Source organism: Sphingomonas segetis (genome assembly GCF_009720245.1).
Taxonomy (GTDB): Bacteria; Pseudomonadota; Alphaproteobacteria; order Sphingomonadales; family Sphingomonadaceae; genus Sphingomicrobium; species Sphingomicrobium segetis.
In genome coordinates this window covers 1-11,396 of record NZ_WJSQ01000088.1, presented here as the reverse complement: position 1 = coordinate 11,396, position 11,396 = coordinate 1, and the positions used below count along the sequence as shown (strand labels likewise).

Annotated in this window: 15 protein-coding genes; 10 read left to right on the top strand and 5 right to left on the bottom strand. The window is 65.4% G+C overall.

The annotated features are described in order from the left end of the window. The coding region (locus GH737_RS09570; RefSeq protein ID WP_196233080.1) for a magnesium chelatase domain-containing protein at positions 1-738 on the bottom strand (738 nt) is incomplete at its 3' end. Between the two features lie 159 nt (positions 739-897). On the opposite strand from GH737_RS09570, the gene GH737_RS09565 reads away from it, so the two are divergent. The 9 genes from GH737_RS09565 (at position 898) to GH737_RS15795 (ending at position 6,022) form a co-directional block, all read left to right on the top strand. Next, entirely contained in the window at positions 898-1,179 is a 282-nt protein-coding gene (locus tag GH737_RS09565; protein WP_230558737.1) for a PGPGW domain-containing protein, read from the top strand. A 92-nt stretch (positions 1,180-1,271) separates the two neighbouring features. Then, the gene (rpmH, locus tag GH737_RS09560; RefSeq protein WP_037504084.1) at positions 1,272-1,406 is read left to right on the top strand and encodes a 50S ribosomal protein L34; all 135 of its coding nucleotides are present in this window, start codon (positions 1,272-1,274) and stop codon (positions 1,404-1,406) included. Next, a complete protein-coding gene (gene rnpA / locus GH737_RS09555; RefSeq protein WP_155264603.1) occupies positions 1,406-1,732 on the top strand; it encodes a ribonuclease P protein component in 327 nt (108 codons plus the stop codon). Before rpmH ends, rnpA begins: the two co-directional genes overlap by 1 nt. Continuing rightward, the gene (gene yidD, locus GH737_RS09550) at positions 1,729-1,941 is read left to right on the top strand and encodes a membrane protein insertion efficiency factor YidD (RefSeq protein ID WP_155264601.1); all 213 of its coding nucleotides are present in this window, start codon (positions 1,729-1,731) and stop codon (positions 1,939-1,941) included. The genes rnpA and yidD overlap by 4 nt, the downstream gene beginning before the upstream one ends. A gap of 11 nt (positions 1,942-1,952) precedes the next feature. Then, positions 1,953-3,659, top strand: coding sequence for a membrane protein insertase YidC (gene yidC / locus GH737_RS09545; protein ID WP_155264600.1), 1,707 nt, complete (start codon positions 1,953-1,955; stop codon positions 3,657-3,659). Then, the gene (yihA, locus tag GH737_RS09540) at positions 3,656-4,300 is read left to right on the top strand and encodes a ribosome biogenesis GTP-binding protein YihA/YsxC (protein ID WP_155264599.1); all 645 of its coding nucleotides are present in this window, start codon (positions 3,656-3,658) and stop codon (positions 4,298-4,300) included. Before yidC ends, yihA begins: the two co-directional genes overlap by 4 nt. A gap of 10 nt (positions 4,301-4,310) precedes the next feature. Continuing rightward, the gene (locus GH737_RS09535; RefSeq protein WP_230558735.1) at positions 4,311-4,973 is read left to right on the top strand and encodes a glutathione S-transferase family protein; all 663 of its coding nucleotides are present in this window, start codon (positions 4,311-4,313) and stop codon (positions 4,971-4,973) included. A 21-nt stretch (positions 4,974-4,994) separates the two neighbouring features. Beyond that, positions 4,995-5,876, top strand: a complete 882-nt coding sequence (locus GH737_RS09530) for a sulfotransferase domain-containing protein (protein WP_155264598.1) — start codon at positions 4,995-4,997, stop codon at positions 5,874-5,876. After that, positions 5,873-6,022 (top strand): sulfotransferase, encoded by a 150-nt coding sequence (locus tag GH737_RS15795; protein WP_230558734.1) that lies wholly within the window; start codon positions 5,873-5,875, stop codon positions 6,020-6,022. Before GH737_RS09530 ends, GH737_RS15795 begins: the two co-directional genes overlap by 4 nt. Positions 6,023-6,216: 194 nt before the next feature. Here GH737_RS15795 and GH737_RS09520 read toward each other — a convergent pair whose 3' ends face one another. The 3 genes from GH737_RS09520 to GH737_RS09510 all read right to left on the bottom strand — a co-directional run bounded on the left by GH737_RS09520 (position 6,217) and on the right by GH737_RS09510 (position 9,039). Continuing rightward, positions 6,217-7,014, bottom strand: a complete 798-nt coding sequence (locus GH737_RS09520; RefSeq protein ID WP_196233079.1) for a glycosyltransferase family 25 protein — start codon at positions 7,012-7,014, stop codon at positions 6,217-6,219. Beyond that, a complete protein-coding gene (locus tag GH737_RS09515; protein ID WP_155264596.1) occupies positions 7,011-7,823 on the bottom strand; it encodes a hypothetical protein in 813 nt (270 codons plus the stop codon). Before GH737_RS09515 ends, GH737_RS09520 begins: the two co-directional genes overlap by 4 nt. 121 nt (positions 7,824-7,944) lie before the next feature. Continuing rightward, a complete protein-coding gene (locus tag GH737_RS09510) occupies positions 7,945-9,039 on the bottom strand; it encodes a glycosyltransferase (protein ID WP_155264595.1) in 1,095 nt (364 codons plus the stop codon). A gap of 41 nt (positions 9,040-9,080) precedes the next feature. On the opposite strand from GH737_RS09510, the gene GH737_RS09505 reads away from it, so the two are divergent. Next, the gene (locus GH737_RS09505; RefSeq protein ID WP_155264594.1) at positions 9,081-9,758 is read left to right on the top strand and encodes a sulfotransferase family 2 domain-containing protein; all 678 of its coding nucleotides are present in this window, start codon (positions 9,081-9,083) and stop codon (positions 9,756-9,758) included. On the opposite strand, the gene GH737_RS15300 is transcribed toward GH737_RS09505, so the two are convergent. After that, positions 9,743-11,396: glycosyltransferase (locus GH737_RS15300; RefSeq protein WP_196233078.1), on the bottom strand; the 1,654-nt coding region annotated here is incomplete at its 5' end. The two genes, GH737_RS09505 and GH737_RS15300, sit on opposite strands and share 16 nt — an antisense overlap.

The window sequence follows — 11,396 nt, the reverse complement described above, 5'->3', positions numbered from 1 at the left end:
CATCGAGACTTCGAGCGCCTCGCCCGGCTGCAGCGGCGGCAGGATTCCCGGCAGGCATGCCGCGAGCAGCGACTTCCCCGCGCCCGGGGGGCCGCTCATCAGCAGATTGTGCCCTCCGGCGGCGGCGATCTCGAGCGCCCGCTTCGCCACCTCCTGCCCCTTGACCTGGGCGAGGTCCGGCCCGCCTTCGGGCGGCTCCGCCTCGACCGGCAGCGGCGGCGATACGAGGCTCGTTCCCTTGAGATGCGCGAGCAGCGCAAGCAGGTCCGGAGCGGCGATCACGTCGAGCTCGCCGGCCCAGCTAGCCTCACTGCCCTGCGCCGCGGGGCAGATCAGCCCCTTGTCGAGCGACGACGCATGAATCGCCGCCAGCAGCACGCCCGGCGACGGCGCGATGCGCCCGTCGAGGCACAGCTCGCCGACCGCGACATAGTGTGACAGCGTCTCCGCATCCGTGGCCCCGATCGCGGCGAGCAGGCACAGAGCGATCGGGAGGTCGTAATGCGAGCCTTCCTTGGGCAGGTCGGCGGGCGAGAGGTTGACGGTGATGACTTTCGGCGGGAGCGCGAGGCCGATCGCGGCGAGTGCGGCGCGGACCCGCTCGCGGCTCTCGGCCACGGCCTTGTCGGCGAGCCCGACGATGGTGAACTTGGGCACGCCGGAGGTGAGCTGGACCTGCACCTCGACTCCGCGCGCTTCGAGCCCGAGATAAGCGACAGTGGCGACGGTCGCGGCCATCAGGCCCCGCCCCCCGAACGAACAACGCTGGTCAGACTTCCCCCTAGCTCGGCGGCCCGACGCTAGACTGCTCGAGGTACTTCCTGCAAGCGCTTGCGCGAACGACCGTTCCCAACCACATGGCCGCGTATGACGAAACGAGACAGCTGGCGCCGCATGATGGACAAGCCGATCGTCGAGTGGGCGTTGTTCGCGCTCGGCGTGCTGCTCGTGATCGCCGGCTTCGCAATCGCGCCGGTCCCCGGGCCCGGCGGCATCTTCCTCATCGCGCCCGGCCTCGCGCTGATCCTGAAAACCAGCATGTGGGCGAAGCGTCACTATGTGAAGGTCAAGCGGTGGCAACCCAAGGCCGGCCACTGGATGGACCGAGCGCTGCGCCGCCGAAGCGCGCGTCGCCGCGAGGCGATCCGCAAGGCCCAGCGCGAGCAGAGCGGAGATTGACTTGCCCGCCCCTCTGCACTATCGGCGCGCACGACAACGGCTGCCTCTTGGGCGGCCCTTTTTCCTTTGATTTCGAACACAAGGCATGAGCGATGAAGCGCACCTTCCAGCCGAGCAACCTCGTCCGCAAGCGGCGTCACGGCTTCCGTTCCCGCATGGCGACGGTCGGCGGCCGCAAGGTGCTGAACGCCCGCCGCGCGCGCGGCCGCAAGAAGCTCAGCGCCTAATTACGCTCACGAAGCGCGCCGACTTCCTCGCCGCGAATGGCGGGTTGCGCGCGACCACACCCGGCTTCGTCCTGCTCGTCCGCGACCGCAAGGATTCGGACGCGGCGATGCGCGTCGGCTTTACCGTGACCAAGAAGATCGGCGGCGCGGTCGTACGCAACCGTATGAAGCGCCGATTCCGCGCGCTTGCCCGCGAGGTCGTGCCGGCGCGGGGAATCCCCGGCGCCGATCATGTGATGATCGGCCGCTCCAAGGGGATTGAACGGGACTTCGCCCAGCTCCGTTCCGAGCTCGCCGGCGCGCTCGACAGGCTTCGCAAGCCGTGATCGCGAAGCTGATGATCCTGATCACGCGCGCTTGGCAGATGGGGCCGTCGCAAATCCTTCCGCCGAGCTGCCGCTATCAACCCAGCTGCTCGGCCTATGCCATTACGGCGATCCAGCGCTATGGGGCTGCGCGCGGGGGATGGATGGCGCTCAAGCGCATCTGCCGCTGTCATCCTTGGGGCGGTCAGGGCCCCGACCCGGTACCGTGAGGGACTGACTGTTGAACGATAACAAGAACCTGATCCTCGCGGTGCTGCTGAGCGTGCTGGTGCTGCTCGGCTGGACCTGGGCGTCCGGCAAATTCTTCCCGACGGCCAACCCGCCGAGCACCAAGGTCGAGCAGGGCGAGAGGGTGCCCGCTCCGCCGCCGACTGCGCAGCCGAGCGCGCCCGCGACACCGAAGGCGACGAAGTCGGTCCCGGCGGCGCTGGCTTCGGCTCCGCGAGTCAGCATCCGCACGCCCTCGCTGAGCGGCTCGATCAATCTCAAGGGCGCGCAGATCGACGATCTGCTGTTGGTCGACCAGAAGCAGACGATTGCGCGCAACTCCCCGCCAGCGCGGCTCCTGTCGCCGCTCGGCGCGCCCGGCGCCTATATCGCCCAGTTCGGGTGGACGGCTCAGGGCGCGCAGGTGCCGACGCTCGACACCGTGTGGACCGCCGACAGCCAGCAACTGACGCCGGGACATCCGGTGACGCTGAGCACGCAAATGGCCGACGGCGCCCGCTACCAGCTCAGGATCGCCATAGACGAAGGCTATCTCTTCACCGTCCGCCAAAGTGTCCTCAATGCATCCGGCAAGCCCTTGACCGTGCGGCCGATGGGTCTGCTCAGCCGCGCCGACCAGTCCCACGACCCGGATAGCTGGACCAATCATGTCGGGCCGATCAGCGTCTTCGGCGGCGAGGCCGACTACGACATCAACTACAAGACGCTCGACAAGGAAGGCGACCAGGCCTTCCCAAGCGTCAGCGGCTGGCTCGGCTTCACGGACAAATATTGGCTGACCGCGCTCGCGCCGGAAAAGTCGATCGCCGCAAACTTCCGCAAGAGCCCGAACGGCGGCTATCAGGCCGATTACGCGCTCGCGCCCGCCGTCGTCGGCCCCGGACAGGCACTGACCACGGAGACCCGCCTGTTCGCCGGCGCCAAGGAGAAGGAATGGCTCGACCGCTACGAGGAGGCCGGAATCCCGAAGCTGTCCAAGTCGATCGACTGGGGCTGGTTCGAATTTTTCATGCGGCCGATCTTCGACGTGCTGATGTTCCTGTTCCACACCCTCGGGAACTTCGGCCTGGCGATCATTGCGCTGACCTTCATCGTGCGCGGGATCATGTTCCCGATCGCGCAGAAGCAGTTCCAGTCGATGGCGGCGATGCGCAAGCTCCAGCCCAAGATGAAAGCCGTGCAGGAGCGCTTCAAGGATGACAAGCAGCGCCAGCAGCAGGAGATACTGAAGCTCTACCAGACCGAGAAGGTGAACCCGGCCGCCGGCTGCCTTCCGATCGTGCTGCAGATCCCGGTGTTCTACGCGCTCTACAAGGTGCTTCTGGTCAGCGTCGAAATGCGCCACCAGCCGTTCGTCCTGTGGATCAAGGACCTGTCGGCCCCCGACCCGCTGACTCCGGTGAACCTGTTCGGGCTACTCAATTTCACCCCGCCGGCGATGCTCGCGATCGGCGTGCTCCCGATCCTCGTCGGCGCGACCCAGTGGCTGTCGATGAAGCTCAACCCGCAGCCGATGGATCCGGCACAGGCGCAGATCTTCGCGATCATGCCGTGGTTCCTGGTGTTCATCATGGCCCCGTTCGCGGCCGGGCTTCAGCTCTACTGGATGACCAACAACATCCTGACGATCGCGCAGCAATGGTGGCTGTACCGCAAGTTCGGGCTGCACTTCAGCGACACGCATCCGGTGGAGACATGAGCCCGGTGGCGGACCAGGAGCTGACCGAGCGCGCGCGCAAGCTGTTCGCGGGCCCGATCGAGTTCCTGAAGTCCGCGCCCGAGCTCAAGTTCCTGCCCGACCCGGACGTGCCCGAAATCGCGTTCGCCGGCCGCTCGAACGTCGGCAAGAGCTCGCTCCTCAATGCGATCACCAATCGCAACAGCCTCGCGCGGACCTCGAACACGCCTGGGCGAACGCAGGAACTCAATTTCTTCGACGTCGGGCAGCCGCTGCAGCTGCGGCTGGTCGACATGCCAGGATATGGCTTCGCCGACGCGCCGAAGGACCTCGTCAAACGCTGGCGATTCCTGGTGAACGACTACCTGCGCGGCCGCGCCGTGCTCAAGCGCACGCTGGTGCTGGTCGATTCGCGCCACGGGCTCAAAGAGGTCGACCGCGAGGTCATGCGGATGCTCGACGATGCGGCGGTCAGTTACCACCTCGTCCTCACGAAGGGCGACAAGGTGAAACCGTCTGCGCTCGGCGCCATCTACGAGGCGACGATGGTCGAGGCTGCCAGGCATCCCGCCGCGCACCCCTCCATCTTCACGACGTCGAGCGAAACCGGTAGCGGCATCCCCGAGTTACGAACCGCGATCCTCGAAGCCGCAACGACATAGGGGCGAGCATTTGTTCAAGCTGATCATCGGCAATCGAGCCTATTCGAGCTGGTCCATGCGCGGCTGGCTCGCGGCAAAGCAATCGGGCGAGGAGTTCGAGGAGCTGGTCGTGCCGATGTTCGACGCGGACTGGGACAAGCGCCGCGAGGGCGACGAGTTCGCGCCCTCACTCGGCAAGGTGCCGATCCTGTGGGACGGCGACATCGTCGTCTGGGACAGCCTCGCCATCGTCGAGTTCCTCGCCGACCGTCACGGCCCTGCCCTCTACTGGCCCGAAGACGAAGCGGCGCGCGCCGTCGCCCGCTCGATGGCCGCGGAAATGCATTCCGGATTCGCGAATTTGAGGCGCGAGCTGCCGATGAACGTCCGCAGGAGCTATTCGCCCAAGCAGCTCGGCGATCCCGTAAAGGAGGAGATCGACCGAGTCCTCCAGCTCTGGGCGCAGGCACGCGCGCGCTTCGGCGGCACCGGCGACTTCCTGTTCGGCGACTGGTGCGCAGCGGACATGATGTACGCGCCCGTCGTCACCCGCTTCATCACCCACGGCGTGCATGTGCCCAACTTCGCCGGCGTGTACATGAAAGCGGTCCTCTCCCACGCCGACGTCGCCGAATGGATCGACAAGGCCCAGGACGAGCCCTGGGTGATCGAGCAATACGAAGCGGCCGAGTGAGGACGGTCCCGGTACGACGGCGTGAAACCCAATCTGTTCATTGTCGGAGCGCCCAAGTGCGGGACGACGGCGTGGTACGAATATCTCCGCGGCCACCCCGACATCTTCCTGCCTGACCGCAAGGAGCCGCACTATTTCTGCACCGACTTTCCCGATCAGCGGCGCATCCGGACCGAACGCGACTATCTGGGCCTCTTCGCCGAAGCGACGTCGCAGCCCATCGCTGGCGAAGCCTCTGCGTCCTATCTCTATTCGAAAGAGGCGGCGAGAAACCTTCGCGAATTCAAGCCCGATGCGAAGATCGTCATCTTCGTCCGCAACCGTCCCGAACTTCTCTTCTCCTGGCACAACCAGCTGCTCGACAACGGGGTCGAGAACCACGCGGATTTCGAGACGGCGTGGCGGCTCTCGGGTAAGCGCGGCCCCGGCGACCACGGCCCCGCCTGCGACGAAAAATCCTTCCTCGATTACCGTGCGTTCGGTTTCCTCGGCGAGCAGGTCGATCGTTATTTCGACCAGTTTCCAGCGGACCAGGTCCGCGTATTCGACTTCGAGGATTGGCGGCGCGACCCGCGCGCGACCTATTGCGAGATCATGCGCTTCCTCGGCGTGCGCGACGGCGGCCGAACCGACTTCCCGCGCATCAACCAAGCGCAGCGGAGCCGATCGAAGTGGCTGCGGCTAATCCTGCACCGGCCGCCGCGCGGGCTTTCCGCGCTCTACCGCGCTATCCGCCGACTTACGGGATTGGACGCGGCGCCTTTGGCCAGCCTCGTCGCGCGGCTCAACGCGAAGCGAGGCTATGGCGAACGGCTGAGCCCGACGCTGAGGGCAGAGCTCGACCGGCTCTATGCAGCCGACGAGGCAAAGCTGCGGCCGCGAATCTGGCGCGCCGTGAAATGAGCTCGCCGAAGCCCAACCTGTTCATCGTCGGTGCGCCGAAGTGCGGGACGACCGCATGGGTCCATTATCTCAAATCGCATCCCGACATTTGCTTCCCGGACAGGAAGGAACCCGCCTCCTCCGTAAAGCAGCTGGTTGTGCCATGACGGCACCGGGCCGGCAGAGCCTGGGCGTGGCGAGACGCGCATTCTCGATGGGGAGCCGCGCCGGCTACCAGGGCGAGATCGCGGACGAATGAAGGACGACATCCGGGCCTATTATCGCGAGGACAATCAGCAACTCGAGCCGATGATCTGGCGACCGCCCAGCCCCTGATGGACTGGCACCGGCCGCACCCGGTTCATTCTCCCGCGGCGTGCTCGGCCAGCGGCGCCGCGAACCGGCAGGGATCGCGAACCTGTCGATGTGACCGGGTCAGCAGCCAGGCCATGCGCCTGACCCGGTCCCAGGCCGAGCGGAGCTTGCGCTCGATGCGAGCGCGCGCGGGTTCGTTCGCGGCGCGGACGCGGTGATCGCCGATCGTCGAACCGGCGAATTCATCGATGATCGGGAACGGGAAAAGGGCAAGATTGGGAAGTCCGTGCTCCCAATACCGATCGAGCTGGCTGTCGATCGGACGCACGATCCGGCCGCAGGACTCGACCAGTCGCCGGGCTCCGGCGCGCGTAATCACATAACCCTGCGTCCCATAGGCAGGATCTCTCAGCGCGATGAGGTGACGGTTTTCCAGGTAACGGTAGCGCCGTACGGAGAGGCGGCCCGGCCTGAGACAGTAGAGCCGCAGGTAGTCGATACCGGATTGGCCGAAATCCACCTGCGCGAGCTTCTCGAGAAACTTCCAATTGACGATCACGTCGTCCTCGAGGACGACATACTGATCTGCGTCATCGCGCAAGAGCTGAGTCCACAGCGTATAATGGCTCGCATAACAACCGATTTCGCCTCGGCCGAGCGAGCGGCCAAGCAGCACCCTGGCGCGTGAATCGTCGTAAACCAGTCCCGGTACGACGCCGCTGAGGCCATCGAAGAAAGTCCAGGATACAGCAGCGTTTTTGGCACGGTCGAGAAAGGCCGCGCGCCGCTCGATGCTGTCGCGCATGCTGATGACGACGATTCGCGTGCGCTGTGGCTGACTCACGAATCCGCCTCGTGGCCAGCATCGCATTCGGCGACGTGACCGAGACCCGGCGGATGCTTCACCCCTGACGAAGCGGGCCGGATGAGCCGCATTTTGGGGAACTCGCTTTCGAGCCGCGCCATATCGCGATCGTAGCGCGCCCGCAGAGCAGACGCGGTCTCGTCATCATAAGCCCGAAAAGTGGCGCAATCTGAGCGAGCCATCGCCTGCGCGACGGGCTCGACCAAAGCGCTCACCTGCTTACGGCCGAGCAGCGGCAGGAGAGCGGTTAGCGCGTCGATCGCTTTTTGGGAGAAGGACGGCCGGACAGATCCAGCCGGCTTGATCCAGTGTACCGCGGCGCCGCCGGTCATCGCGGACAGCACGTCGTCTTCGACCTCACGAAAATCCTCGAACCGCCAGACGGTGACGCGCTCCTGTCCAAAGCGGCGGCAGAGATCGGCGATGAGCATCGCCCAGTCCAGCCGGTGGATGTCGATTGCGGCCACGTACGCGGCTGGCGTAACAAAAGAAAAGTGCCGCAGATACTCGCAATAGCAAGACGATACGAACGAATCATATGACCTCGTCGCAACCATGATGCTGACGTCGTGGATCCCCAGCGCCTCCGCGAAGCCCGAGGTACGCTCGCCGGCCGCTGAGTAGAATGTACCTTTGATCAATTCGCGCGATCCACCGGAGAGGTTCTCGTCCGAGATTATCAGACGTCGGCAACCCGCGTGCTGCTTAACCAGCCGTCGCGCGATCGATTTCAGCCGGCTGCCAAAAAGTCCGGGGCGGCGGACGCGGGCGGTGATGCCGCTTCGCATTTCCTCGAGCGTGACATAGCCGATGCCTTCCGCTCGCAGGCGGTTGCGGCTCGCCTCCAGGACGGCCTGCAAATAGGTGCTCGCGGTCTTGTGGACGCCAATGTGCAAGACGATCTGCATGCTAGTCGCCCATGGCCGACCGCATCAGCGCGACATAGTCGCCCACTGCGTGCTCGACCGTGAAGTCCTGCGCCCTTGGGCGCGCATCGGTCCCGCCCTCGCCCAAAACGCGCAGCATCGCATTCGCAAGAGCTTCAGCATTGCCCGGCGGAACGAGCACACCCCATTTTCCTCCCTCCAGGACCTCCCGAGGTCCGTAAGGGCAGTCGGTCGAAACGATCGGCGTTCCAAGCGCCATCGCTTCCACGAGCACGTTGCCGAATCCTTCGTGACCCGATGACAACACGAAGAGGTCCGCCGCGCGGATAATGGGGAACGGGTTGGAAATGTGCCCGAGAAGCTGGACGCTCTCGCCCAAGTGCAACCGTTCGATGCGCTGCTCCAGTTCGGTTCGAAGCGGCCCTTCGCCAACGATCCACAGTTGGGCCGGCCGCTGCTCAGTGACGAGCTTGAAAGCATCGAGGAGAAGCGCATGGTTCTTCTGGGGAACGAGCCGGCCAACGTTGACGATGGCGGGCATCGAAGTGTCGTGGCGCAGGTTCGCCGGGCAGGCCGCATTCGCGAACTGCGCGAAGTCTTCGGAGATCACCGGATTATAGATGGTCGCAATTCGGTCAGCGATCGTCCACTTGCGGGCCACCATTTCGTCAGCAATGCCGCGCGAAACCGTGATCACTCGCTCGGCCGTCGGGTAGAGCAAGCGCGAGAGTCCCATCGCGACGGACCTGTAGGCAAGGGATGTCTCCGCAAAGCGCCTGAGAGGATTGTGGACGGTCATGAAGAGCTTCGGTCGCGACTTCATGCCAATCAGTGCCAGTCCCGCGACGAGGTTCATTTCATAGGCGATCGGGAGGACGGCGTCGGGATTGTTCGCGAACGCATAGCGACGGAAAGCGAGCACGGCGCCGCGCCCGCGACGTGCCGAAAGATTGACGATCCTGACTTGGGGGTCGACTTCGCGAAGTAGCTTCCCCGCGGCGTCCACCAGGACGAGGTCCACGTCCCAGCCGCTATTCCGCAATCCGTTGGCGAGGTTCACTGCAACCCGCTCGGCACCGCCCAATTTGAGGTTGGTCAACAGGATCGCGCACTTCACGAGGATCGGCTACCACAGCTCCGCACGAGGAGAATAGCGGCATGCTGGAAGCCGCGCGGACAATCTACCGGACCTTGCCTTCGGGCGTTCAGCGGCGGGTGCTCGTGACCCGGCGAACGCCCTTGTGGCTCAAAGCCGGCATTGTCTTCGTCCACGTCCCCAAGGCCGCCGGCACGGCCGTCAACGAGGCGCTCTACGGACGGTTCATGGGCCATGTCCGCGCGGCGGACATCGAGCGCTGGGGTTCCTCCGCAGTCAAAGCGCTGCCGCGGTTCGCGATCACGAGAAACCCGTGGGACCGGCTGGTTTCGGCCTATCGCTTCGTGAAGCGCGGAGGCGGCATCGGCGGTACGAACGCAGGCCGCGTCCTGCACCCCGAACAATATCTCGTCCCCGAGTTCGATACGTTCGAAACTTTCGTCACCAACTGGCTCGCGAAGCGCGACCTGCGCAGGCTCGACCTCGCATTCCAGCCGCAATCGCCGTTCGTCTGCAACGCCGATGGGGGAGTCCTTGTCGACCACCTCGGCAGGTTCGAGGATCTGGATGCGACCTACGCATACCTCCGCGAGCGCCTGCCGAACCTGCCACCGCTGGCCGAATCGAACGCGTCCGGGACACCGGTCGATTATCGAAGCTTCTATACGCCCGACCTCATCGAGCTGGTCGGTTCCATCTACGCCGAGGATGTGACGAGATTCGGCTACAGGTTCGAGTGATCGCCATTCTCCGGCGCCGGCGGATGAGCCGCTACGGCCGAGCGCTTTCGGCGCCGGCTGCCCCTTCTCCATGCAAGCGCCCGCTGCAGCAGCCACTGCGGAACGACCGCGGCGGCGACCGAGAGGCTCCTGAAACGCAGCGGAAGGGCGGACGAAAGGCGGCGAAGCTCGGCAACCACTTCGCCGTCGTTGGCGAGCCTGCGACCGCCGATCTGCACCGGAAGGTTGGAACCGAGGAAATGGACGAGGCTAGAATCGCGGAGGTACTCGCGGCCCTCCTGGCTTCCGAGAAAGTAAGCGAAATGGTGCGGCACGGTGCCCTTCCGATCCGCCGCGCCGGAGAACTCGTCGTGCCAGATGCTCAAAGGCAGCGCGCTGTGCGCCACGCGTTCGTTCATCAGCAGCTTCACCCACCAGCAGATGTCCTCTCCATTGGCTACTCCCGCGGGGAATCCACCAGACCTGCGCCATGCATCGCGCCGCACCGCAATCGAGGACGAGCTGACGAGCCCGTATCCCTTGCGATAGGTTTCGAGCGGGCTGCGCACTTCGCCAAAGAAGCCGTCGGAAAGGGCGCTCCGCTCGGGGATGAGCAGTCCCTTCGGCGTGATCTTTGCCAGAAGTACGGTCAACAGGCCGGAATCGGGATTGTGCCGGGCGAGCTTTTCATACTCGGCGAGACATTCGGGCAGCCACTCGTCATCCGCGTCGAGGAAGGCGATATAGTCGAAGCGCGCCTCCTCCGCGCCGCGGTTGCGAGCGACCGAAACGCCGGCATTCTCCTGCCTGATCAGCCGGACGGGGATGGTCGTCGCTTCGGCCTCGAGCACCCGCTCGATCACCCTGACGGACCCGTCGGTCGATCCGTCGTCGACGATGACGACTTCGTCCGGCGGCCGCGTCTGGCGAAGCACCGACTTGAGTGTCGTCTCGACCGCCTCGGCCTTGTTGTAGAGGGGAATCACGACCGACACGCTGAACACCGAAACCGCCTCCCGCCGCCTCGTACCGCACGCCACCCAATAAGGCGGTCGTTCGCTGAACCGGACGTCCTCCAGCCCCGCCTCGCGCATCATCCGCTCGATCTCGCCGCGCGTGAAGCGTTGCTCGAGCCGGGTGCCGAAGCGGTCGAGGGCATCGGTCCGCATCGTGTAGAAGCTGCGGTGGCGATAGCTGCTCAAGGGGATGTTCGAAGGGTCGAGCCCGGCTTTTTCGGCGGCGAGTGCGAGGCGGGCGAGCGGCCAGTAAACCGTCCCCGCGATCGCCGAGGTCACGCCGCGCGCGATCGGGAACGGCAGCCGGCTGACCGCCCGCCGCACCGCGTCGGTCCCGCGCCAGACCAGGCGGAACCAGCCGGGCCGGTTCTCGAGCTTGTAATAGATGTAGAGCAGGAACGGCGCGCCGGGCTTGAGCTTGCGCACCGCGTCGGCGAGCGCCCGCGCCGTGTTCGGAATGTGATGCAGGACGCCGAGCGAATAGCCGAAATCCTGGCTTGCGTCGGGCAGCGGGATCGCGTCGGCGGGCGCGAGGTGGAAGGCGGCGTTTCCGGCGCCCTCGAGCCGCCTGCGCGCGACGTCGAGCGCCTTTTGCGCGGGATCGATCAGGTGAAGCTTGCCGACCCGCGGCGCGACTCCGGCG

Coding starts and splice junctions, on each gene's coding strand:
- GH737_RS09565 (WP_230558737.1), top strand. CDS start 898: ATGGACAAGCCGATCGTCGAGTGGGCGTTGTTCGCGCTCGGCGTGCTG.
- rpmH (WP_037504084.1), top strand. CDS start 1,272: ATGAAGCGCACCTTCCAGCCGAGCAACCTCGTCCGCAAGCGGCGTCAC.
- yihA (WP_155264599.1), top strand. CDS start 3,656: ATGAGCCCGGTGGCGGACCAGGAGCTGACCGAGCGCGCGCGCAAGCTG.
- GH737_RS15795 (WP_230558734.1), top strand. CDS start 5,873: ATGAGCTCGCCGAAGCCCAACCTGTTCATCGTCGGTGCGCCGAAGTGC.
- GH737_RS09515 (WP_155264596.1), bottom strand. CDS start 7,823: ATGCGAAGCGGCATCACCGCCCGCGTCCGCCGCCCCGGACTTTTTGGC.
- GH737_RS09505 (WP_155264594.1), top strand. CDS start 9,081: ATGCTGGAAGCCGCGCGGACAATCTACCGGACCTTGCCTTCGGGCGTT.